This window comes from uncultured Alsobacter sp. (assembly GCF_945952055.1).
Taxonomy (GTDB): domain Bacteria; phylum Pseudomonadota; class Alphaproteobacteria; order Rhizobiales; family Beijerinckiaceae; genus Alsobacter.
The window spans coordinates 1-22,950 of record NZ_CAMFHB010000039.1; the positions used below are offsets into that span (position 1 = coordinate 1).

A 22,950-nucleotide genomic window follows, 5' to 3' on the forward strand; every position below is an offset into this window, starting at 1 on the left:
AACAGGTGTCCACCATCTCCCCGGTCTAAACACTTGGCCCGGCCACCCACGACTGTCGCATGGCCCCGGCAAAGTCGTGGATGCCCGGGCCAAGCCCGGGCAAGACGAGCGGAGAGAATGGTGGAGGGTTGAAGGACCGCGAGAGGCCTCCTCACCCCTGCTCGGCCATGATCTCCCGCAGGGCGGCGATGACCAGCCGGTGGTCCTCCACGGCCGGGAGACCGCTCACCGTGGCCGTGCCGACGAAGCCCGAGCCGCGCACGAAGATCGGTACGCCCCCGCCGCTGGCCGCGTAGTCCTCCGCCGGAAGCGCATAGCGGGCGTTGAAGTCCGTGCCCTGCTGCTCGGCGCGCAACTGCGCGTGCAGGGACGAGCGCTGGAACATCTGCACCGTCGCGCGCTTGCGGCGGGCCCAGCGGGCGTTGTTGGCCGAGGCCCCGGGCAGCATGGCGAAGAAGACGACGTCCGGGCCCTTGGTGATCTCGACGGCGATCGGCAGGCTCTCCGCCAGGCCCCGGCGCTGGATGCGGCCGCCGAGATCGACTGCGACGGCGTTGTCGAAGCGGGCGAGCTGGACCTCGGTTTCCTCGGCGATCAGGTCGTCGAGCGAGGGCATCGGAGTGGCAGGAGAAGACATCGGCATTCCCGGGTTGGTTGCGCCGGCAAGGTCGGCCATGGCGCGTCGGGCGTCAATCAGGCGGCATGCCCGGCAACCCACTCCGACAGTCCGTCCGCCAGCGCGTCGAACACCGCCCGGACCGGGGGCGCGTTGCGCTGGTCCTCGTGCATGGCCAGCCAGCAATCGAGCGCGACCGCCACCTCCTCAGCGAGGACGGGCACGAGCATCGGGTCCTGCCGGGCCAGCGCCTTCTGGATCATGCCGATGCCCAGCCCGGCACGCACGGCCATCACCTGGGCCACGTCGTTGTCGACCCGGACCGAGAACAGCGTGCGGTCGATCGGCAGTGTCCCGGCCACCACCGCCCGGGCGGAGTGATCGTCGCGGTCGAACCCGACGACGTGGTGCTCGCGCAAGGCGGCGACCGTGCCGGGCAGGCCGAAACGCTGCACGTAGTCACGGTGCGCGTAGAGGCCGAGCGGCACGGTGCCGATCCAGCGGGCCACGAGGCTGTCCTGCTTCGGCCGCGCCATCCGCACGGCGATGTCGGCATCGCGCCGGAGCAGGTCGTCGGTCCGGTTGCTGAGCGCCAGCTCCAGGACGATGCCGGGGTGCCGGTGGCGTAGCGGGGCCAGGACGTCGGGAAGCACGAAGGTCCCCACGATCTCGCTGGCGGTGATCCGGACGGTGCCGCGCGGCCCCGCCGCGTCGCCGCCCGCCGAGGCCGCGCGGACCAGGGCCGCGAAGGCCGCCTCCATCGCCTCGGCATGAGTCACGAGGCCGCGCGCCGCCTCGGTCGGGACGAGCCCGCCGGGAGACCGCGTGAACAAGGCGAGCCCCAGCCCCTGCTCCAGCTCGTCGATGTGGCGACCGAGGGTCGGCTGGGTCAGCCCCGTGGCGCGGGCCGCCGCCGACAGGCTCCCGCGCCGCCAGACGGCGAGAAAGGAGCGCAGCAGGGTCCAGTCGTTGATCTCGGCCATACGGAAAAGAATAGCGACTCTACAGAGAACCGCAATTTTCGTTTGCTCTCCGTGTCCCCATTCTCCGTCCAGACAGACGGAGGACTTCCCCATGACCAACGCATCGACCCCCGCCCCCGGCACTGCACTGGTGCTCGGCATCACGGGCGGCATCGGGGCGGCGATCGCCTCGCGGCTCGCGGCCCGCGGCTGGACAATCCGAGCGCTGACGCGGCGGCCGCCCGACCAGCGCCCTCGGATGGACTACCCGGTCGAGTGGCGCCTCGGGGACTCGCTGGATCAACGCTCGGTTCGCGAAGCCGCCCGCGGTGCCGGCCTCATCGTGCACGGGGTCAATCCGCCCGGCTACGCCCGCTGGCGTGAGGACGGCCTGCCCATGCTGGCCAACACCATTGCGGCGGCTCGGGACGCCGGTGCCACGATCCTGTTTCCGGCCAATGTCTACGTCTTCTCCGCAACGTCGCCCGCAACGGTGGATGAGACGACACCGCGCCACCCGACGACCCGGAAGGGCAAGGTCCGCCTCGAGATGGAAACGATGCTGGCCCTGGCCGCGCAGGAGCACGGGGTCAGGGTCATCGCGGTCCGGGCCGGCGACTTCTTCGGTCCGGGAGTGGCGAGTTCCTGGTTTTCCCAGGCCCTGGCCAAGGGCGGGTTGGCGGCAAGGTCCGCCGCGACGCTGGCCAGGCCCGGGACCGGGCATGCCTGGGCCTTCGTGCCGGACCTCGCCGAGACGTTTGCCCGCCTCGTCGACCGCCGGTCCGCGCTGCCGGCGTTCACCCTGGTCCACTTCGCCGGGCACCACGACGCATCGGGGCGCGACCTGGCTGAGGCCGTGCGCCGGGTGATCGGCCGCAAGGACCTGCCGATCCGGCCGTTCCCCTGGATCGTCGTCTGGCTCGGCGCGCCCTTCGTGCGCTTCCTGCGCGAAGCCCTCGAGATGCGCTGGCTCTGGACGACAAGCCTCGCGCTCGACAACGGCCGGCTGCGCAGCCTGATCGGCGAGGAGCCTCACACGCCTCTCGACGATGCGGTCCGCACCGCGCTCGCCGGCTGAACCACGCCTCTCCCTCACCCTCAAATCGGAAGACAAGCCATGACACCGTCGACCGCGGCGCCGCAGGAGCGCGCGCATACCCTCCCGCTCGTCCTGCTCGTCCTCGCGCAGGTCGTCCTGTTCATGATCCCGCTCATCGTGCTGGGATCGGCCATCGGCTGGCCCGCCAGCCTCCGCCTGCCGGCCGCCGAGGCCCTGCCCCTGATCGCGGCGAAGGCCGAAGCCGTCCAACTCGGCTACTGGGGCTACCTGGTCACGGCCGTCGCCATGGTGCCGCTGGCGGTGGCGCTGCGGCGTCACTTCGCCAGCCGCGGCGCCAACGGGATGATCAACGACACGATGGTCGCTTTCGGCGTCGCGGCGGCCATCCTCAAGACGCTCGGGATCGTTCGCTGGCTGACCGCCATGCCGATGCTGGCCCTGGCCCACGGCAACGCGGCAGACCCGGGCCGGCGCGCAGCGGTGGAGACGGCCTACGCTGCCCTCAATGGCTATGCCGGCAGCGTCGGCGAACTCCTGGGCGTGCAGCTGGTCTCGGGCCTGTGGATGATCCTGGTCGGCGTCCTGCTGGCCCGGACGGACCGGCGGGCCGTCGGGATCGCAGGCGCGGTCGTCGGCGCCGGCTTCGCGGCGAATGCCCTGCGCAGCGCGGTGCCGGCCCTCGAGGTGCTCTCGGCCGTCATGCCGCCGGTCGGGCTTGCCTGGCTGCTCTGGCTGGCGGTGGCCCTGTGGCGGTCGCGCTGAGCGCGCGACCGCGTCCTGCCCGAGGGCTTACTTGCCCCGGTACTTGTTCGTGGGCGTGAACCCCGACGGCGTGGCCGGCCGGGGCTCGCGCACCCAGACCTCGCGGTTGGGATGCAGGCCGCCGCCCCGCGTCGCGGGAACCGCCGTGTGGCGGGCGCGGTGCAGGAGCCGGGTGTCGGCGATGCCGCAGTTCGGGTGCACGCCGCCATGGGAGGCCACGACCTTGTCCCACGCCGCCTTGCGGGCGGAGAAGACGGCCGGGTCGGAGAGCGCGGTGCAATCGAGGGTGTTGCTGTTGAGGTCGACGACGATTTCGTCGCCCATCTCGATCAGCGCGATGGGCCCGCCGAGCGCGGCTTCCGGCCCCACATGACCGATGACGAGGCCGACCGAGCCGCCCGAGAAACGGGCGTCGGTCATCAGGGCCACCACGATGCCGCGCTCGCGGCACAGCGTCGTGATGCGCGAGGTCGGATCGAGCATCTCCGGCATGCCGGGGGCGCCGCTCGGGCCCTCGTAGCGCACGATGATCATGTCGTGGTGCTGGAACTGGTCCGGATCGCTGTCGAGCGCGGACAGGAGATCCTGCTCGCCCTCGAACACCCGGGCCCGGCCCTTGAACACGTTGTTCTCGAGGCCGCCCTCGACGCCGGCGAGCTTGAGGATCGCCGAGAAGTCGGGCGACAGGTTGCCGCCGAGCACCCGCAGGCCGCCCGTCGGCTTGTAGGGCTTGGACACCGGATAGATGACGACGCCGTCCGCCTTCGGCGGATTGAGCCGCGCGATCTGCTGCGAGAGCGTCTCGCCCGTGCAGGTCATGACGTCGCCGTTGAGCAGGCCCGCGTCGAGCAGCTCCTTCACGATGACCTGGATGCCGCCCACGCGGTCGATGTCCACCATCGAGTACTTGCCGTAGGGTCGTGCGTCGGTGAGCACCGGCACGACGTTCTTGGAGAGATGGTTGAACTCCTCCGGCGTCATGACCTCTTTCCAGAAGTCGGCGTAGCCGGCGGCGCGCGCGATCTCGGGCGCGTGCAGCGTGACGTTGGTGGAGCCGCCGACCGCCATGGCGACGATCATGGCGTTGCGCAGGCTGTCGCGCACGACGATGTCGCGCGGCTTCAGGTTGCGCTCGATCTGCATGGCGAGCAGCTCGACGAGCTCGTCGGCGAAGACTCCCGTGCGACGTGGGTCGTCGGACGCCGGCGCCACCATGTGGAGCGGCTGCAGGCCCACCACGCCGATGAAGGTCTGCATGGTGTTGTAGGTGAACATGCCGCCGCAGCTGCCGATGCCCGGGCAGGCGTGGCAGGCGATGTGGTGGCGATGCGCCTCGTCAGGATGGCCAGCCACCTGGTAGGCGCTGACGATGTCGAGCGCCTCGCCCGTCTGCGGGTCCTTGCCGGGATGGATCGGCCCATCCGACATGATGATGGCCGGCTGATTGTGCTCCAGGAACGCCGCGAGCGTGCCGACCGGCGGCTTGTCGCAGGCCACCACGGCGATGGTGCCGGCGAGGCCGGTCGCCTCGAGATGCTCGCACAACGCGTCGTGCGTCACTTCGCGACCGATGAGCGAGTAACGCATCTCCCGCGTGCCGTTGCGGATGCCGTCCGAGGTGGCGATCGTGTATTCGGGCTGCACCAGGCGCAGCCGGAGCTTGCCGGGCTCGTTGCCGATCCGGGCCTTCAGGCGCGCGTGGATGGCATCGACCTTGTCCAGCACGCCCAGATAGCACTGGCTGTCGCCCTTGGTGCCCACCACGCCGACCGAGGGCTCGTGGATGAGCGCGGGATCGGTCCCGATCACGCGGGCCATGCCGATCGTCTGGCTGTTGCGGCCAGGGTGGTGGTCGATCAAGACGATCTTGGAATTGCTCACGGACGTCTTACTCCCTCAGGCGGTTTTCGGCCAGGCGCTGCTCGGGGCGGACTATGCCCCAGGAGGCCCTGCCGCGCCAACGGGCAATCAGGCCGCGGCGGGAATGACACCGATCCGGGCCAGTTCCGCAAGTGTCTTCTCGTCCACCCCCCAGCTTCGCAGGGCCCCGTACGTATCCGTCCGGGGGTCCAGCGGCCCGTGGCGAACCGCGCCCGGGGTCCGCGTGAAGCGCGGCGCGGGCGCCGGCCCGACGACATCGTCGGTCTCCGCGGCCATGGCCCGGGCGCGCGCCATGGGGCTCGCCAGGCTTTCCTCCATGGTGAGCACCGGCGATACGCAGGCGTCCCGCCCCTCGAAATGGGCGGCCCAGTCGTCCCGCGTGCGCGTGGCGAACGTTGCTGCGAAAACCTGCCGCAGGTCCGCCCAGCGCGAGCGGTCGTCCTGCGCCGGCAGTGCGGCGGCCTCCAGCCCCAGGCCCTCCAGCAGGGCGGCGTAGAAGCGCTTCTCGATGGCCCCGACCGCCACGTATCGGCCGTCGCTGGTGCGGTAGGTCGCATAGTAGGGCGCGCCGCCATCCAGCACGTTGGCCCCGCGCCCGGCCTGCCAGAGTCCCGCCTGGCGAAAGCCGTGGAACATCGCCATCAGGCTCGCCGCGCCGTCCACCATGGCCGCGTCGACGACCTGCCCCTGCCCGGAGCCGCGCGCCTCGATGATCCCTGCCAGCAGCCCCATCGCGAGATAGAGGGCGCCACCGCCGAAATCGCCCACGAGGTTCAGCGGCGGCAGCGGCCCGCCCTCGGCCGGTCCGATCGCGTCCAGGGCCCCCGCCATGGCAATGTAGTTGATGTCGTGGCCGACCCGCTGGCTGAGCGGTCCCTCCTGGCCCCAGCCCGTCATCCGGCCGTAGACGAGGCGCGGGTTGGCCGCGAGGCAGGGCTCCGGTCCGAGCCCCAGGCGCTCCATGACGCCGGGACGGAAGCCTTCGATCAGCGCGTCGGCCGATCCGACGAGCCTGCTGACGAGCGCCACGCCCTCGGGCCGCTTCAGATCGACCGCGATGGCCCGCTTGCTGCGGTTGGGAAGGTCGAAGCGCCGCTCCACGTCGATGCCGAGGTCAGCAGCGGCCGTCAGCCGGTCGACGCGCAGCACCTCGGCGCCGAGTTCGGCCAGCAGCATGCCGCAGAACGGCGCCGGCCCGATCCCCGCCATCTCGACGATCCGCACGCCTGCCAACGGCCCCATGAACGCCCCCGTTCCCTCGCTGGACGGGACACTCGCACGGGCCGAACCGCGCCGGAAGCCCGTGCGGCCGGTCAGGGCGCGACCCTGATCTGGAGCTTGATGTCCTCAGGCCGCCCCTGCGCGGCGCGCTGGAAGGCGGCCACGCTGTCCTCGAAGGCAAAGGTCGCCGACACCAGCGGCTTCAGGTCGACCTTGCCCGACGCGATCAACGCGAGCGCACGATCGAAGACGTTGGCATAGCGGAACACGGTCTCGACGCGGGCCTCCCGTGAAATGGCGGCGTTCACGTCGAACTGGATGGGCTCCACGGGCAGTCCGACCAGCACGACGGCCCCGCCCGGCCTGAGCACCGGGAACAGGTCGGCATAGGCCCGCGGACTGCCGCTGGCCTCGAAGACGATGTCGGCACCCCACCCGGTCGTCTCGGCGGCCACGCGGTCGCGAAGGCTCTCGCGCGTCACGTCGATGGGCACCAGCCCGTCGTAGCCGGCGGCGACGGCGAGCTTCGGGGCGCTGACGTCGCTGATCAGCACGCGCGAGCAGCCGCCCGCCAGCGCAGCCAGCGCCACCATGATCCCGATGGGCCCGCAGCCGATCACCACCGCCACGTCGCCCGGCGTGATGCGGGCGCGGGCGGCGGCCTGCATGCCGACGGCGAAGGGCTCGACCATGGCGGCCTCCGCGAAGCTCACCGCGTCGGGCAGCTTGAAGGTGAAGGATGCCGGATGCACCGTCTCGGCCGTCAGCACGCCATGCACCGGCGGCGTGGCCCAGAAGCGGACGGCGGGATCGACGTTGTAGAGCCCGAGCTTGGAGGCCCGCGAAGCGAGGTCGGGAATGCCCGGCTCCATGCACACGCGGTCGCCCACGGCCAGGTGCCGGACGCGCGAGCCGACCGCGATCACCGTTCCGGAGGCTTCATGGCCCAGCACCATCGGCGCCTCGACCACGAAGGAGCCGATGCGCCCGTGCGTGTAGTAGTGCACGTCGCTGCCGCAGATGCCCACGGTGTGGAGCGCGATCCGGACGTCGTCGGCCCCCATCTCCGATGGCAAGTCGATGTCACGAAGCGCGAGTTCGCCCCGCCGTTCCAGCACCAGCGCACGCATGTTCCCGATCCACTCCGCAGACAAACCCGATCCGTCGAAGCTAGCACAGGACACGGCCGCAGTTCGGCCGTCTGGCGTCAGCGGGATTGCAGGGTCGGGTCCAGGCGGTCGCGCAGCCAGTCGCCGAGAATGGAGATCGACATCGTCGTCAGGAAGATGGCGGTGCCAGGGAGCACGGCGATCCACCAGGCCGTCGTGAGGTAGGCGCGTCCCGCGCCCAGCATCTGGCCGAGGCTGGTGAGCGGCGGACGGATGCCCAGGCCCAGGAAGCTGAGCGACGTCTCGAGCAGGATCACCTGCGGAAAGTTCAGGGTGAACTGCACGATCAGCACGCTGAGGATGTTGGGCAGCACGTGGCGCCAGTAGACGTGGCGCGCCGGGGCGCCCAGCGCGACCACCGCCGTCGCGTAGCCCTGGGTGTTGGCCGCGATGACGACGCCGCGCGTGAGGCGCGCGAAGACCTCCCAGCCGTAGAAGCCCATCAGCGCCACGAAGAGCATGAAGCCGCCGCCGAACATGGCGATCATGGCGAGCGCGATGACCATGAACGGCAAGGACGCCTGCACGTCCGCCATCATCATGATCACCTCCTCGACCATGCCGCGGAAATGCGCGGCGAGGAAGCCGAGAGCCGTCCCGATGAGCGCCCCGATGAGCGTGCCGCCGAGCGCGACCAGGACGCTGAAGCGGATGGCGTAGATCAGCCGGCTGAGGACGTCGCGGCCGAGTTCGTCCGTGCCGAACAGGTGCTCGGGTGGCCCGCCGAGGAAGGACGGGGGCTTGAGCCGCTTGAGCAGCGACTGGGCGCGGTAGTCGTAGGGCGCGAGCCAGTCGGCGAACAGGAAGATCGCGACGATGACCGCGAGGATGGCGAGGGCGACGAGGACGAGCACGGGATAGCGCGCCTCGGCCCGCACCGGGGCGTCGTCCGCGCGACGAATGGGCCAGCCGATCCCCATGTCAGCGCTCCGCCGCCCTGGCGCGCATGCGCGGGTCGATCAGGACGTAGACGGCGTCCACCGCGAGGTTGGCGCCGACCATGGTGATCGACACCATGATCAGGATCGCCTGCACCAGGGCGAAGTCGCGCGAGGTCACGGCGTTGACCAGGAGGCGCCCGACCCCGGGCACGGCGAAGACCGTCTCGACGATGATCGAACCCGCCACCAGGTCGCCGAGCTTCAGGCCGACGATGGTGATCAGCGGGATGGAGGCGTTGGGCAAGGCGTGCCACAGCACCCGGCGCGGGCGCGGCACCCCCTTGGCGCGGGCCGCCACGACATACTGCTTGTTCAGCACGTCGAGCATCGTCGAGCGGGTGAAGCGGGCGAAGGTGCCAGCGAAATGCGTGCCCAGCGTCACCGCGGGCAGGATCAGGTGCCAGGCCGTCGCGTCGCCCGAACTGGGCAGCAGGCGCCAGTGCAGCGCGAAGAGCAGGATGAGGAGAATGCCGAGGAAGAAGTTGGGCAGGCTGAACCCCAGCACCGCGAAGCTCATGACCAGCCGATCGACCGCCTTGTTGCGGTTCAGCGCCGCGACGATCCCGAGCGACACGCCGAGCAGCAGCCCGACGACGAAGGCGGTGAGCCCCAGACGCAGCGTGTGGGGCAAGGCGCCGGCGATGAGTTCGACCGCCGGCCGCTGGTCGGACAGCGAGAGGCCGAAGTCGCCCTGTGCGATGCCGGCAAGATAGGACAGGTATTGCTGCCAGAGGGGTCGGTCGAGACCGAACTTCTCGCGGTAGTGCGCGATCACCTCGGGCGAGGCCTGGTCGCCCACGAGGGCATCGATCGAATCGCCGGACAGGTTGAGGGCGACGAAGGTGAAGGTGACGATCAGCCAGACCGTCAGCACGCCCCGCCCGAGCTTGGTGAGGATCCGCCGCATCAGGAGGCCTTCGTGCCGGTGAGGCCGACCATCAGGTCGGGATCGTTGAGCAGGACGGCCCCGGGACCCCTGGCGAGAATCCCGCGCAGTTCGCTGGCCCCGACGTCACCGACCTTGCGGCCCGTCCCCTTGCCTCCCGTCGTGACCCACACCGGGCGGCTGGCGAAGAGGTGGCCGGCGGCGGGACCGTCGAGCGCGCCCTCCCAGATCCGGAAGGCCGCCGCGCCTGCGTCCGCGAAGCGCTGGGGATCCTCGCCGTCGGGCAGGAAGGCCAGCACGCGCACGGTCGGCAGGTGGCCGCGGGCATGGGCGGCCTGCCCTGCGTCGCGCACGCCGAGCCACACCCGATCCGTCACGTCGAGGCGCCGCAGCACCGCCACGATGGCATCGATGATGGCGAGATCGGCCGTCTTGACGTCGATCAGCGCGTCCCGTGCCGGGCAGATCGCGGACAGGGCTTCCTCGAGCGTCGGAACCTCGACGCCCCGCGCCCGGGCCATCGCCTTGAGGTCGGCACAGGCGGTGCCCGCGACGGTGGCCTGCGTGCCGGCGACGCGAACGAGGTCCGCGTCGTGGACCGCGACCGGGATGCCATCCGCGGTCAGGCGCGCGTCGGTCTCGACGAGGTCCGCGCCGGCGGCGATCGCGCCGCGATAGGCCACGACGGTGTTTTCGGGAAAGCGGGCGGAGTGTCCGCGATGGGCGACGACGAGTGGCCGGCTCATGCCTGGGCTCCGAGATCTTCGGCGAAATGGCAGCGCACCGTGCGGCCCGGGCCCAACGCCCGCAGCGCCGGCTTCTCTGCGGCGCAGCGCGGCCGGGCATACGGGCAGCGGGTGTGGAAATGACAACCGGGCGGGGGCGCCGCCGGGGACGGCGGGTCGCCGGTCAGGCGCGACCGGCGCGCGCCCCGCGGCGCCGCGATGTCGGGGATCGCGGCCAGGAGCGCCATCGTGTAGGGGTGCAGGGGCGACCCGTAGACGGGCTCGGTCGGCCCCTCCTCCACGATCTCGCCGAGATACATCACCGCGATGCGGTGCGAGAGCTTCTTCACCACGCGCAGGTCGTGGGAGATGAAGAGATAGGCGATGTCGAACCGCTCCTGCAGGTCCTGCAGGAGGTCCGTGACGGTCGCCTGGACCGACACGTCGAGGGCCGAGACCGGCTCGTCGCAGACGATGAGGCTGGGCCGCAGCGCGAGCGCCCGGGCGATGACCACGCGTTGCGCCTGCCCGCCGCTGATCTGGTGCGGGTAGCGCCCGGAAAGCTCCGCGGACAGGGCCACCGCCGCCATCAGGCGCGCCACCTCGGCGTCGCGGCCGGAGGCCTCGCCGATCCCGTGCAGGTCCAGCGGCTCCCGGATCTGGCGGGCGATGGGCAGGCGCGGATCGAGCGCGGCCTGCGGGTTCTGGAAGATAATCTGGATGTCGCGGCGCTGCCGCTGCCAGCCGGCCGGCGTGAGCGCGGTGAGATCCTGGCCCTTGAACAGGATGGCACCGCTCGTCGGCGTTTCCAGGCCGACGACCATGCGGCCCGTGGTCGACTTGCCGCAGCCCGACTCGCCAACGAGGCCCAGGGTCTCGCCGACGCGCACCGTCAGCGAGACGTCCTCGACCGCGCGGATCGTACGGCTCGTGCGCAAGAACGAACGGCCACCGCCGAAATGACGGCGCAGGCTCGTGACGCTGAGGAGCGGCGTTTCGCTCACGAAAGCACCCTTTCGCGGTAAACGGGAGCGGGAACGTCGAGGCGCGGCATGGCGGCGAGGAGCTCCCGCGTGTAGGGCGCCTGCGGGCTCGCCAGGATGCGGTCGGCAGGCCCAGCCTCCACGACGCGGCCGTGCCGCATGACCACGATGTCGTCGGCCATTTCGGCCACCACGCCGAGGTCGTGCGTGACGAACAGGATCGCCATGCCGGTCTCGGCCTTGAGACGGTTCAGGAGGTCGAGGATCTGGGCCTGGATGGTCACGTCGAGCGCGGTGGTCGGCTCGTCGGCGATGAGCAGCGCGGGCTCGCAGGCCAGGGCCATGGCGATCATCACGCGCTGCGCCATGCCGCCGGAGAATTCATGAACGTGGGAGGCGAGCCTCTGCTCCGGCTCGGGGATGCCGACCATGCGCATCAGGTCGACGGCCCTCGTCCGCCGCTGCGCCTCGGCCATGGACGTGTGCAGGCGCAGCGTCTCGCGGATCTGCGCGCCGACCGTGTGGAGAGGATTGAGGGAGCCGAGCGGATCCTGGAACACCATGCCGATGCGCCGCCCGCGGATCCCTTCGAGCTCCCGCTCGCTCGCGGCGGCGAGATCGGTGCCCTCGAACAGGATGCGCCCGCCCGTGCGCCGCCCGTTGCCCGGCAAGAGGCCCAGCACGGCCTGGCAGGACACGCTCTTGCCGCTGCCGCTCTCGCCCACGATGCAGGTGGTGGCGCCGCGGCGCACGGCGAAGGAGACGCCATGCACCGTGTCCGCATAGCCCGACGCCGTGCGGAAGCCGACGGTCAGCCCCTCGACGGCGAGGAGCGCGCCGTTGCCGGGGCCGCCCGGCCCGGAACCGTCCGCCCTCACTTCCCGGCCAGGGAGAAGTTCGAGGGGCGGAAGTCCATGTAGTACTGGCTGTAGGGCGTCCAGTTCACGCCCTTCCGCAGGGCGTAGCCGGTGACCGGGTTGTAGAGCATGGTCATCGGCATGTCGTCCTCGAAGGCCGCCAGCAGCCGTGCGAACGCCTCGCGGCGGACCGCAGTGTCGGCGCTCGCCTGCAGGTCGGCTGCCGCCGTGTTGAAGGCTTCGCTGGCGCCGTAGAACTTGTAGGTCTTCTGGTTGTCGGTGTCGGGGCCCCAGAGCACCAGGATCGAGCCCACCGGATCGGGGACGCGGTAGGTGTTGGACCAGGCGAACACCTGGGCGCCGGGCTTGCGCACCTCCTTGAAGCTGTCGACGTAGTCGATGCGGGCGTTGATGCCCACCGCGCGCCACATCTCCTGGATCACCTGCGCCGCCTCGACGTTGTAGAGATAGTAGTTCGGGATCAGGCGATAGGAGATCTCCTGTCCCTTGTACTTGCTCTCGGCGAGCAGCTTCTTGGCCAGTGCCGGGTCGTACGGGTAGCCCTTGTCGTCCTTGATGTAGAGCGGACCGAAGCTCGGCAGCTGGTGGCCGTTGGGCGCGTAGGTCTGGCCTTTCCACAGCGCGTCGATCAGCGCCTTGCGATCGATCGCCAGGCTCATGGCATGGCGCAGCTTCTTGTCGGACAGGACGGGGTCGTTGGTGTTGAACTGCAGGACGTGGCTGTTCTCGATCGGCTCGGTCTTGAGCACGACGTCCTTGTACCGCTTCAGCGCATCCCACTGGTCCGGCGGAATGTCGACGGCGATGTCGAAGTCGCCGGCGACGAGGCCTGCCACGCGCGCCGCCACCTCGGGCACGGAGCGGAACGTCACCGTCTGGGCGGCCGGCGCACCCTCGTAGTACTTGTCGAACGCGGCCAGCGCGATGCGTTCGTTCTTCTGGTAGTCCACGAACTTGTACGGGCCAGTCCCGACGGGCTTCCAGCGCAGGGCCTTGGCGGCCTGGTCCATCCAGGTCGCGGCCGGCACGCCCTCCTTGCGAAAGGCCGTCCAGGCCTCGTCGCAGACGATGAAGGACATATAGCTCGACAGCCGGTGCTCCATGATGGGATCGGGCTGGGCCGTGGTGATCCGCACCGTGAAGTCGTCCACCTTCTCGACGTTGGTGAAACTGCCGAAATAGAGGCGCCCGTCCGGGTAGTACGCCTTCGGTCCCCAGAGACGGTCGGGAGAGAAGGTCGCCATCACGTCGTTGGCGTCGAACGGAGAACCGTCGTGGCACACGACGTTGCGCCGCAGCTTGAGCTCGAAGGTGGTGGGGCTGGTCCATGACCAGCTCTCGGCGAGCCCGGGGACGAGATTGGCGCCGCCGCCCTCCTTGGGATGGGCGAAATCGCGCCGGATGAGGGTGTCGAAGATCGAGTAGTACACGCGCACGTCGACGTTGCCGGTGTTCTCACCGGGGTCGAGCGAGCGGGCGAGTTCGTTCACGGCGACGGTGACGGCGGGGCGATCGGCCGCGACGGCACCGGTCGCGAGACAGGCGGCCAGGCCCGTTCCAGCCAAGGCCGCCAAAGCTGCTGCGTGCGTCATCGACTTCATGGCGTTCTCCCGTGGATTGAGCCCCTGCGCGGGGTCTTCTTGGGTGATTTCGACTTCAGTTTTGCGACAGGGGCTCACCCGGCGCGGGCGCGGAACATGCGCTGCAGGGTCTCCACCTTGGCCAGCGTCTTGAGCGAGCGGCCGCGATCGGAGCGCGACAGCTCGAGGATGAGCGTGTTGCACACCGCCATCGGCACGGTGAGCGAATGGAACTCGCCCTTCTCCCCGCGCTCGGCGACGAGGGCGACGTCGCAGGCGGGCACGCCCGCGTGCCGGTCGGTGATCAGGAGGGTTCCCGCGCCAACCGAGCGCGCATAGGCGACCACCTTGTCCACCGGCGGGCTCTCGTGGCGGAAGATGAGCGCCACGACCACGTCGCCGGCGGCGAGCCCCAGCAGCTGGTCGGCGGCCTGCCAGTCCGCATGCGCGACGACGGCCGCGCGGTATCCGGACCGGACGAGGCGGCGCACGAAGATGTCGGCGAGACTGCTGGCATGCCCTTCGCCGACCACGAGGATGCGGCCGGCTTCGCGCAGCAATCCCGCGGCAGTCACGATGTCCTCGTCGGAAATCTGCCCGGCCAGCGCGTTGAGCGCGCGGATCTCACCCTCCACGACGGAGCCCAGGAGGGAGCTTCCCTTGACGCGGCTGAGCCGCCTGCGCACCCGCACGGACGCGTCGAGCTCCGCGACGACGCTGTCCTGCAAGGCACCACGCATGTCGCGGTAGGTTGCGAAGCCGAGCTTGCGGGCCAGGCGGCCGGCGGTGGAGGCGTGCACGCCGGCCTGGTGCGCGACCTTGTGGGCGGGCAGGAAGCTGCCGGCCGCGCGATCGGCGAGCAGGATGTCGACGAGCCGGCGGTCGGCGTCGGTGAGTTCGTCGCGCCGCGCCGCGACCATGTCCGCGAGAGTGATGCGATCGGCCATGGCGGCACGGTAGAGGACGGCCCGCGCTCCGTGCAAGAAAAATTGCAAATCCTCAACTTGGCAATTTATGTTGCATGCCGTCGAACACGCCGGGAGGACGCGCCATGACCGACATTGCCTCGCACCGCGGAGGCGCCATGCTGTGGCCCGAGAACAGCCGCCTCGCCTTCCGCAACTCGACCGCCCTGCCCGTGGAGTTCATCGAGTTCGACGTCCACCGCAGCCGCGACGGCGTTCTCCTCGTCCATCACGATTCGCAGTTGGGCCGCACCGCGCGCGGCAGCGGCGCCATCGCCGAGATGGACTGGGAGCAGCTCTCGGCCGTCCCGTTGCTCGGCACCGACGGCGAGACCATTCCGACCTTCGAGGAGGTCCTGGACATCATCGGACCCAGCGGTATCGGACTGCGCATCGAGATCAAGACCCGCCACGACGGCGGGCGCTATGCGGGGATCGAGCAGGCGGTGGTCGACGTGCTGGCGCGCCGAGGCCTCCTGGCGCGGACGACCTTCACGTCCTTCGACCTGCCGACGCTCGCGACGCTCGCCGGAATCGCGCCCGGCGCGCCCGCGATCTGGCTCGTCGCGGACCGTCACCTCGCACCGGCGCGGGACATCGCCTCCCTGTGCCGCAAGGCCAAGGACGCCGGCGCGGGCGAGATCGCCCTGCGCGCCTCGAAGGTCGAGGACGCAGACGCGGCGGCCTGCCATGCGGCGGGCATTCGCTTCGGCGTCTACGGCGCGCACGACGAGGCCACGATCCGCTGGGCCTTCGCGACCGGCGTGACCGTCTTCACCACGGACCGGCCGGACCTGGCGATCGCCCTGCGGCCGACTGCGGGGTGAGGAACGGCCACCGGACGCGCAGCGCGACGGGCGTCTTGCGCCCCGTGCCGCGATCGGCGCAGATTGCCCCCGGCCTGCGGGACGGCCCGCAGCCGACAAGGACACTCCCCATGAAGGGCAGCCAGGATTTCGCGCCGGACGGCCGGAACGCCGACGTACTCGTCTACCTCAACGGCGCCCTGGTCCCCCGCTCGCAGGCCGTGGTCTCGGTCTTCGACGCCGGTTTCGTGCTGGGGGACGGCGTCTGGGAGGGACTGCGCCTGCACCGCGGCGCACTGATGTTCCTCGACCAGCATCTCGACCGGCTCTTCGACGGCGCGCGGGCCATCGACCTGGACATCGGGCTCGACCGCGCGGCGCTCGTCGAGGCGCTTCACCGGACGCTGGCGGCGAACGGGATGCAGGACGGCGTCCACATCCGCCTGATGGTCACCCGCGGCCTGAAGAAGACGCCGAACCAGGATCCGCGGCAGACGGTCGGTCCCGCCACCGTCGTGATCGTCGCGGAGTACAAGGTGCCCAGTCCCGCGATCATGACGCGCGGCCTCAACCTCTTCACGTCGTCGATCCGCTGCACGCCGGCGGACATGTTCGACATGCGCCTGAACTCCCACAGCCGCCTGAATCTCATCACCGCGCTGCTCCAGGCCATCAAGGCCGGTGCCGACGAGGCCCTGATGCTGGATCCCCACGGCTTCGTGTCGAGCTGCAACGCCACGAACTTCTTCTTCGTGCGCAACGGCGAGGTATGCACGTCCACCGGGGACTACTGCTTCCACGGCGTGACGCGGGCCAACGTGATCGCGCTGTGCCGCGCCAACGCCATTCCGGTGAGGCTCGCGAACTTCGCGCTGATGGACGTCTATGGCGCGCAAGAGGCCTTCGTGACCGGAACCTTCGGCGGCGTCACGCCGGTGGCCTCGATCGACGGCCGACCGCTGCCCAGCGCGCTTCCGGGTCCCGTCACCCGGCGCCTGAGCGAGCTGTACATCGCGTGGAAAGACGAACTGGCCCGGACCGGCAGCGCGCCGGCCGGCACGGAGGACTGATGCCATGGAGGAAACGAGGCTGGCCGATGTCGTGCCGGTGATGCGGCAGGAGGGCCTGGATGCCGTGGCTTTGGTGCCGGGCGCGAATTTCAGGCGCATCTTCGGCAAGGACTTTCACCAGAACGAGCGTCCGCTGGTCGTCCTGGTGACGAAGGCCGGCAAAGCGGTGGCCGTCGTGCCCCACCTGGAGTTTGCCTCCTTCGCCAAGCTCGATTTCAAGGGCGAGGTCTTTCCCTGGCGTGACGAACAGGGTTTCGACGCGGCGTTCATGGCCGCGGGCCAGGCGATCGGTCCGCTCGATCGCCTGGGTGTCGAAGGCCAGCGGATGAGGGTGTTCGAGTATCTCGCGCTCGCCCGGGCCTTTCCCGGCGCGAACCTGTGCGACATGCACCGCCCGATCTCTCAGTTGCGGGTCGTCAAGAGGCCGGGCGAGGTCGAACTCCTGCGCCGCGCCATCCGGGTCTCGGAAGCCGCGCTGGAGGCGACCCTCGCCCAGGTGCGGGTGGGGCAGACCGAGACGCAGATCGAGGGCATCCTCCTGAACGAGCTCTTCGCGGCCGGCGCGGAGGGCCTCTCCTTCGCCCCGATCGTGGCGGCGGGATCGAATTGCGCGCAGCCGCACGCCAAGGCACGGCCCGACTACAAGGTCCAGCCGGGCGACGCCCTGCTGTTCGACTTCGGAGGCACCGTCCAGGGCTACTGCGCCGACATCACGCGCACCGTCTTCATCGAGCGGGTCAGCGACGAGGACAGGGCCTTCTACGAGACCGTGCTCGCGGCCAACGAGCGGGGGCGCAACGCGGCCCGGCCGGGCCTGGCGGCCGGCGACCTCGACGACCTCGTGCTGAAGGTCCTGGAAACCTCCCCCTATGGCGCCTTCACCCGGCACAAGACGGGGCACGGGCTCGGGCTCGACGTCCACGAGGATCCCTACATCATGCGCGGCAACACGACGCCGCTGCAGCCGGGCATGGTCTTCACCATCGAGCCGGGGCTCTACCAGCTGGGCAAGGTCGGCGTCCGGATCGAGGACGACGTCGTCGTCACGCAGGACGGCGTGGACGTACTGACCACGTTCCCCAGGGACCTGCGGATCGTCGCCGCAGCGCCGCGTTGACGCGGTTCGCCCTGGGGCTCCATAGTTAGACAATTAGTCAATCGCGGTCTGTGGGGAGACGAAGCATGCGCATGATGTCGGGTTGGACGAAGGCGGTCGCACTCGGGTGCACGACGGCCCTGGCGACGCTGTTGGCATCCGCGGCATCGGCCCAGACGCTCCGGTGGTCGGCCCCCACCGACATCGCCACGCTCGACCCGTACGCGCACACGGAGAGCTTCACCACGAGCATGCTGCACCACGTGTTCGATCCGCTGGTGCGCCGCAGCCGGAAGCTCGAGCTCGAGCCCGCGCTGGCCACGAGCTGGAAGCTGACCGCGCCGGACACCTGGCGCTTCGAACTGCGCAAGGGTGTGAAGTTCCACAACGGCAACGCCTTCACGGCCGACGACGTGGTGGCCTCGATCACCCGCCTGCTCGATCCCGGCGCACGCGCCCGCGGCAACCTCTCCACGGTGGAATCCGCCACGAAGGTCGACGACTTCACGGTCGACATCAAGACGAAGGGGCCCTACCCGCTCCTCCTGAACGACCTTGCCGGCATCTACATCATGGACAAGGAGTGGATGGAGCAAACCGGCTCGCTCAAGCCCGGCAACATCGCCACGGGCGTGACGACGGCGGCCTCCACCAACGCGATCGGCACCGGGCCGTTCAAGGTCGAATCCTACAAGCCGGACATCGGCACCAATCTCGTGGTCAATCCGGACTGGTGGGACAAGCCCGAGCACAACCTGAAGCGCATCGAGTTCAAGCCGGTGAAGTCGGACGCGACCCGCGTGGCCGCGCTGCTGTCGGGCGAACTCGACATGATCGCGCCGGCGCCCCTGCAGGACCTCGCGCGCATCGGCTCGGCCTCGGGTTTCAAGGTGATCGAGGAGCCCTCGCTGCGCCTGATCTTCCTGGGGCTGAACCACCGGCCCGAGCTCAAGGCCACGCCGGGTCAGAAGAACCCGATGCTGGACGTGAAGGTTCGCCAGGCGATGTGGCACGCCATCGATCTCGACACGATCCAGAAGCGCGTCATGCGCGGCAAGTCGCGCAACACCGCCACGCTGGTGGCGCCGCCGGTGCCCGGCTTCTCGGCGGAGAACGACAAGCTCGTCGCCTACGACCCCGAACTGTCGAAGAAGCTGCTCACCGAGGCGGGCTTCCCCAACGGCTTCAAGACGAACTTCAACTGCTCCAACGACCGCTACATCAACGACGAGCAGATCTGCGTCGCCATCGCCGCCATGTGGAGCAAGGTGGGCATCCAGGCCGACCTGAAGACGGAGTCCCGCGCCACCTATTTCCCGCGCATGGATAAGGGCGAGTTCGACGTCTACATCATCGGCTGGGCGACGCTGCCGCCGATGGACGGCTTCAGCGTGCTGTCGGCGCTCCTGACCGAGCCGAAGGACGCCTTCGGCGGGTCGAACCCGATGGGCTACGTCAATGCCCAGATCGAGAAGCTGACGCGCGACAGCGCGGTCGAGCTCGACGAACCCAAGCGCCGGGCGATGCTCGCCGAGGCGATGAAGATCGCCAAGGACACGGTCGCCTACATCCCGCTGCACACCCAGCCGGTGGCGTGGGCGGTGCGCTCCGGCGTCGAGGTTCCGCAGTTCCCGGACGAGTACGTCCGCCTGTGGTTCGCGCAGGTGAAGTGATGAAAGACGCCTGCCCCCGCGCCGGATCGCTCGGCCCGGGGGCAGCGGCCATCGTCCCATGATCCGCGTCGTTCTCGAACGGCTGGCGCAGGCCGTGCTCGTCCTGCTCGCCGTCTCGGCCGTCTCCTTCGCCATGTTCCGCTACGTCGGCGATCCGGTCGCCGCCATGTCGCGCGAGGGCGCCTCCCTGCAGGAGAAGGCCGAGCTGCGCCAATCGCTCGGCCTCGACCGCCCCGTGCTCGTGCAGTATGGCGCGTTCCTGCAGCGCACCCTCAAGGGCGACTGGGGCATCAGCTACCGCAACCAGCAGCCCGTGACGAAGCTTCTGGCCGACCGCCTTCCGGCGACGCTCGAACTCGTCCTCATGGCGACGCTGCTGTCACTCTCGCTCGGAATCCCGCTCGGCGTCGTCTGCGCCCTGCGGCCCGACGGGATCGTCGCGCGGCTGATCCAGGCCGTGTCGCTGATCGGGATCTCGACGCCCACCTTCGTCACCGGGATCGTGCTCATCCTGGTCTTCGCCGTGACGCTCGGCTGGCTGCCCTCCTTCGGCCGTGGTCCCACCGTCGACCTCGGCTGGTGGACGACGGGCCTGCTGACGCTCGGCGGGCTGAAGGCGCTGGTGCTGCCGGCCATCACGCTCGCGCTCTACCAGCTCACCCTGATCATGCGGCTGGTCCGCTCCGAACTGATCGACGTGCTGTCGACCGACTACATCCGCTTCGCCAAGGCGCGCGGGCTGCCGTCGCGCTACATCCACTACCGCCTGGCCCTGCGCAACGCGCTGATGCCGGTCATCACCGTCACGGGCCTGCAGGTCGGGTCGCTCATCGCCTTCGCGATCGTGACGGAGACGGTGTTCCAGTGGCCGGGGATGGGCCTGCTCTTCATCCAGGCAGTCAGCTTCGCGGACGTGCCCGTGATGGCCGCCTACCTGCTGTTCGTGGGGCTGATCTTCGTCATCATCAACAGCGTCGTCGACCTGCTCTATGCCGTGGTCGACCCGCGCCTGCGCGTGAGGGCGGGATGAAGCGCCCCGGACGCATGCCCGTCTCCGTCGCCCTGGCCTGCCTCGCGGCACTGGTCATCATCGGCGTCGCGGCCTTCGCGCCGCTGCTGGCGCCCTACGACCCGACCAACCTCAAGAGCTTCAACCTGATCGACGCCGAGCTGCCGCCGCGGTTTTCAGCAGACGGCGACCCACGGTTCATCCTCGGCACGGACAACCAGGGCCGCGACCTGTTCTCGACCATGCTCTACGGCGCGCGGGTCTCCATCGCCATCGGGGGCGGCGCCGTGCTGGTGGCCTCGACCATCGGCGTCCTGCTGGGCCTGCTCGCCGGCTATCTCGGCGGCTGGGTCGACGCCCTCATCATGCGCGTCGGTGACGTGATCCTGAGCCTGCCGACGATCCTGCTCGCCCTGCTCGTCGCGGGCATCGCGCGGGTGCTCTTCCCCGCGGCAAGCGGCGCGGAGTGGGCGCCCGTCATCCTCATCGCGGCGATCGCCATTCACGAGTGGGTGCAGTATGCCCGCACCGTGCGAGCCGCGACGATGGTGGAGAGCGAGCGCGACTATGTCCGCGCCGTCAAGGTGATCGGCCTGCCGGCCCACCGCATCATGCTGCGCCACATCCTGCCGAACGTGATGGGGCCGGTGCTCGTCATCGCCACCATCAACCTGGCGGCCGCCGTGCTCACCGAGGCGACGCTGTCCTTCCTCGGCGTGGGGATGCCGCCCACCTACCCCTCGCTGGGCACGCTGATCCGGATCGGCAACGAGTTCGTGTTCTCCGGCATCTGGTGGATCGCGCTGTTCCCGGCCCTGCTGCTCGTGGTGCTGGTGCTCGCCGTAAACGTGGTGGGCGATTGGCTGCGCGACCGCTTCAATCCGAAGCTGCGGGGCCGGTGATGGGCGACGCCGCTCCCGTTCTCGCCATCCGCGACCTGCGCATCGAGTACCCGCTCGCCGACGGCGGCGCCTTCGTCGCGGTCGAGGGCGCCTCGCTGGCCATCCAGCCAGGCGAGATCCACGCGCTGGTGGGCGAGTCCGGCGCGGGAAAGACCACCATCGGCAACGCGGTGCTGGGCCTCATCGAGAAGCCGGGCCGGATCGCGGCCGGATCGATCCTCATCGACGGCAAGCCCTTCGTGTCGGGCGATCCGAATGGCGAGGTCCGGCTCGGCAGGGACATCGGGGCGGTGTTCCAGGATCCGATGACGAGCCTCAACCCGCTGTTCACGGTGGAAAGCCAGCTCGTCGAGACCATCCTGGCCCACAGGCCCATGGGCCGCCGCGCGGCGCGCGACAGGGCGCTGGAGCTGCTGCGGTCGGTCGGCATCCCCGAGCCGGAGCGCCGCCTCGGCGCCTACCCGCACCAGCTCTCGGGCGGCCAGCGCCAGCGCGTCGTCATCGCCGCGGCGCTCGCCTGCCAGCCGCGCCTGCTGGTCGCCGACGAGCCGACGACGGCGCTCGACGTCTCCATCCAGGCCCAGATCCTCGATCTGCTGCGAGACCTCGCCGACACGCAGGGCATCGGCATCCTGCTGGTCACCCACAACATGGGCGTCGTGGCGCAGATCGCCGACCGCGTCACGATCATGCACCGCGGCGCCATCGTGGAGAGCGGGCCCACCGCGCAGGTCCTGCGCCAGCCCCAGGCCGACTATGCCCGGGCGCTCATCGCGGCCGTGCCGCGCATCGACGTGCGCCTGGACCGCTTTCCGATGCTGGACGGCGTGAACCACCAGAAGGCGGCACGGGCCCGCGGGGCATTCCGCGGCAAGCTCCCGGGCACCGTCGGGGAGAGCGCACCGGCGGGAGAGCCCGGCGCGCCGTTGCTGGAGGTCCGCAACCTGACCGTCGACTACCAGGCGGCGGGCTGGCTGCCGGGGGTCGCGCGCAAGGGCTTCCGGGCCGTGGACGACGTGAGCTTCTCGATCATGCCCGGCGAGGTCTTCGGGCTGGTGGGCGAGTCGGGTTGCGGCAAGACGACGATCGCCAACGTGGTGGCGGGCCTGCGCCGCCCCACCGGCGGAACGGTGCGGTTCCGGGGCGCGGCCATCGCTGGCGAGGGCTCGGCCGGCTGGACCGTGCGGTCGCGCCGGGCGATCCAGATGATCTTCCAGGATCCCTACTCGTCGCTCAACGCGCGCATGCGCGTGGGCTCGATCCTGTCGGAGCCGATCCTCTTCTACCGGCTCGCCGCCACGCGCGACGAGGCCCGGCGTGACGTGGAGACGCTGATCGAGGCCGTGGGCATGGATGCCGATGCGGCCGGGCGCTTCCCCCACGCCTTCTCGGGAGGCCAGCGGCAGCGCCTGTCGATCGCCCGGGCGCTCGGTGCCCGTCCCACCCTGATCGTCTGCGACGAGCCGACCTCCTCGCTCGACGTGTCGATCCAGGCCCAGATCCTGAACCTGCTGAAGGACCTGCGGGACGCGACCGGCCTCACCCTGCTCCTGATCAGCCACGACCTCGCGGTCGTGCGCCAGATGTGCGACCGCGTGGCCGTGATGAAGAGCGGCAAGCTCGTGGAGACCGCGGCTGCCGAGACGCTCTTCACCGCGCCGGAGCATCCCTACACGCGCGACCTGCTCGCGCTGGTGCCCACGCTCGACCACGTCCGCGGCGAGCCGCGCTGACCCCTTTGCAATGACCATCGACAGGAGACGCC

The 22,950-nt window shown here is 70.1% G+C and carries 21 protein-coding genes; 9 read left to right on the plus strand and 12 right to left on the minus strand.

Annotated elements, in window-relative coordinates; all coding sequences use genetic code 11:
• Positions 1-151 precede the first annotated feature (151 nt).
• Together Q0Q47_RS23165 and Q0Q47_RS23170 are read right to left on the minus strand one after the other, a co-directional pair.
• The gene (locus tag Q0Q47_RS23165; protein ID WP_293865475.1) at positions 152-637 is read right to left on the minus strand and encodes a heme-degrading domain-containing protein; all 486 of its coding nucleotides are present in this window, start codon (positions 635-637) and stop codon (positions 152-154) included.
• A 56-nt stretch (positions 638-693) separates the two neighbouring features.
• Positions 694-1,599: a LysR family transcriptional regulator gene (locus tag Q0Q47_RS23170; RefSeq protein ID WP_293865478.1), complete on the minus strand. Its 906-nt coding sequence runs from the start codon at positions 1,597-1,599 to the stop codon at positions 694-696.
• A gap of 91 nt (positions 1,600-1,690) precedes the next feature.
• On the opposite strand from Q0Q47_RS23170, the gene Q0Q47_RS23175 reads away from it, so the two are divergent.
• Both Q0Q47_RS23175 and Q0Q47_RS23180 read left to right on the plus strand, forming a co-directional pair.
• The gene (locus tag Q0Q47_RS23175; protein WP_293865481.1) at positions 1,691-2,656 is read left to right on the plus strand and encodes an NAD-dependent epimerase/dehydratase family protein; all 966 of its coding nucleotides are present in this window, start codon (positions 1,691-1,693) and stop codon (positions 2,654-2,656) included.
• A gap of 39 nt (positions 2,657-2,695) precedes the next feature.
• The gene (locus Q0Q47_RS23180; RefSeq protein WP_293865484.1) at positions 2,696-3,400 is read left to right on the plus strand and encodes a DUF4386 domain-containing protein; all 705 of its coding nucleotides are present in this window, start codon (positions 2,696-2,698) and stop codon (positions 3,398-3,400) included.
• 27 nt (positions 3,401-3,427) lie between these two features.
• Here the strand turns inward: Q0Q47_RS23180 and Q0Q47_RS23185 are convergent, their stop codons facing one another.
• The 10 genes from Q0Q47_RS23185 to Q0Q47_RS23230 all read right to left on the minus strand — a co-directional run bounded on the left by Q0Q47_RS23185 (position 3,428) and on the right by Q0Q47_RS23230 (position 14,611).
• Complete coding sequence (locus Q0Q47_RS23185) at positions 3,428-5,281, minus strand: dihydroxy-acid dehydratase (RefSeq protein ID WP_293865487.1); 1,854 nt, start codon at positions 5,279-5,281, stop codon at positions 3,428-3,430.
• 87 nt (positions 5,282-5,368) lie between these two features.
• The gene (locus Q0Q47_RS23190) at positions 5,369-6,523 is read right to left on the minus strand and encodes a CaiB/BaiF CoA-transferase family protein (protein WP_293865491.1); all 1,155 of its coding nucleotides are present in this window, start codon (positions 6,521-6,523) and stop codon (positions 5,369-5,371) included.
• A 71-nt stretch (positions 6,524-6,594) separates the two neighbouring features.
• Complete coding sequence (locus Q0Q47_RS23195; RefSeq protein ID WP_293865494.1) at positions 6,595-7,632, minus strand: NAD(P)-dependent alcohol dehydrogenase; 1,038 nt, start codon at positions 7,630-7,632, stop codon at positions 6,595-6,597.
• A gap of 77 nt (positions 7,633-7,709) precedes the next feature.
• Complete coding sequence (locus Q0Q47_RS23200; RefSeq protein WP_293865497.1) at positions 7,710-8,591, minus strand: ABC transporter permease; 882 nt, start codon at positions 8,589-8,591, stop codon at positions 7,710-7,712.
• A gap of 1 nt (position 8,592) precedes the next feature.
• Positions 8,593-9,519 carry an ABC transporter permease gene (locus tag Q0Q47_RS23205; RefSeq protein ID WP_293865500.1) on the minus strand — a complete coding sequence of 309 codons (927 nt, stop codon included), beginning with the start codon at positions 9,517-9,519 and terminating at the stop codon, positions 8,593-8,595.
• Positions 9,519-10,244 (minus strand): glycerophosphodiester phosphodiesterase family protein, encoded by a 726-nt coding sequence (locus tag Q0Q47_RS23210; protein WP_293865503.1) that lies wholly within the window; start codon positions 10,242-10,244, stop codon positions 9,519-9,521. Before Q0Q47_RS23210 ends, Q0Q47_RS23205 begins: the two co-directional genes overlap by 1 nt.
• Positions 10,241-11,227 carry an ABC transporter ATP-binding protein gene (locus Q0Q47_RS23215; RefSeq protein WP_293865506.1) on the minus strand — a complete coding sequence of 329 codons (987 nt, stop codon included), beginning with the start codon at positions 11,225-11,227 and terminating at the stop codon, positions 10,241-10,243. Before Q0Q47_RS23215 ends, Q0Q47_RS23210 begins: the two co-directional genes overlap by 4 nt.
• Positions 11,224-12,084, minus strand: a complete 861-nt coding sequence (locus Q0Q47_RS23220; protein WP_293865509.1) for an ABC transporter ATP-binding protein — start codon at positions 12,082-12,084, stop codon at positions 11,224-11,226. Before Q0Q47_RS23220 ends, Q0Q47_RS23215 begins: the two co-directional genes overlap by 4 nt.
• Entirely contained in the window at positions 12,081-13,685 is a 1,605-nt protein-coding gene (locus Q0Q47_RS23225; protein ID WP_293865512.1) for an ABC transporter substrate-binding protein, read from the minus strand. The genes Q0Q47_RS23220 and Q0Q47_RS23225 overlap by 4 nt, the downstream gene beginning before the upstream one ends.
• A gap of 74 nt (positions 13,686-13,759) precedes the next feature.
• The gene (locus tag Q0Q47_RS23230; protein WP_293865515.1) at positions 13,760-14,611 is read right to left on the minus strand and encodes a MurR/RpiR family transcriptional regulator; all 852 of its coding nucleotides are present in this window, start codon (positions 14,609-14,611) and stop codon (positions 13,760-13,762) included.
• Between the two features lie 104 nt (positions 14,612-14,715).
• Between Q0Q47_RS23230 and Q0Q47_RS23235 the strand changes: the two genes are divergently transcribed.
• From Q0Q47_RS23235 to Q0Q47_RS23265, 7 genes are all read left to right on the plus strand, one after another.
• Positions 14,716-15,456 carry a glycerophosphodiester phosphodiesterase family protein gene (locus Q0Q47_RS23235; RefSeq protein WP_293865518.1) on the plus strand — a complete coding sequence of 247 codons (741 nt, stop codon included), beginning with the start codon at positions 14,716-14,718 and terminating at the stop codon, positions 15,454-15,456.
• Between the two features lie 110 nt (positions 15,457-15,566).
• Positions 15,567-16,505 carry an aminotransferase class IV gene (locus Q0Q47_RS23240; RefSeq protein ID WP_293865523.1) on the plus strand — a complete coding sequence of 313 codons (939 nt, stop codon included), beginning with the start codon at positions 15,567-15,569 and terminating at the stop codon, positions 16,503-16,505.
• A 4-nt stretch (positions 16,506-16,509) separates the two neighbouring features.
• The gene (locus Q0Q47_RS23245) at positions 16,510-17,622 is read left to right on the plus strand and encodes a Xaa-Pro peptidase family protein (RefSeq protein WP_293865526.1); all 1,113 of its coding nucleotides are present in this window, start codon (positions 16,510-16,512) and stop codon (positions 17,620-17,622) included.
• Positions 17,623-17,687: 65 nt separating this feature from the next.
• The gene (locus tag Q0Q47_RS23250) at positions 17,688-19,274 is read left to right on the plus strand and encodes an ABC transporter substrate-binding protein (RefSeq protein WP_293865529.1); all 1,587 of its coding nucleotides are present in this window, start codon (positions 17,688-17,690) and stop codon (positions 19,272-19,274) included.
• Between the two features lie 58 nt (positions 19,275-19,332).
• On the plus strand, positions 19,333-20,304 hold the full coding sequence (locus Q0Q47_RS23255; protein ID WP_293865532.1) for an ABC transporter permease: 972 nt from the start codon (positions 19,333-19,335) through the stop codon (positions 20,302-20,304).
• Positions 20,301-21,185 carry an ABC transporter permease gene (locus tag Q0Q47_RS23260; RefSeq protein ID WP_293865535.1) on the plus strand — a complete coding sequence of 295 codons (885 nt, stop codon included), beginning with the start codon at positions 20,301-20,303 and terminating at the stop codon, positions 21,183-21,185. The genes Q0Q47_RS23255 and Q0Q47_RS23260 overlap by 4 nt, the downstream gene beginning before the upstream one ends.
• The gene (locus tag Q0Q47_RS23265; RefSeq protein WP_293865538.1) at positions 21,185-22,918 is read left to right on the plus strand and encodes an ABC transporter ATP-binding protein; all 1,734 of its coding nucleotides are present in this window, start codon (positions 21,185-21,187) and stop codon (positions 22,916-22,918) included. The genes Q0Q47_RS23260 and Q0Q47_RS23265 overlap by 1 nt, the downstream gene beginning before the upstream one ends.
• The last annotated feature ends 32 nt before the right edge of the window (positions 22,919-22,950 follow it).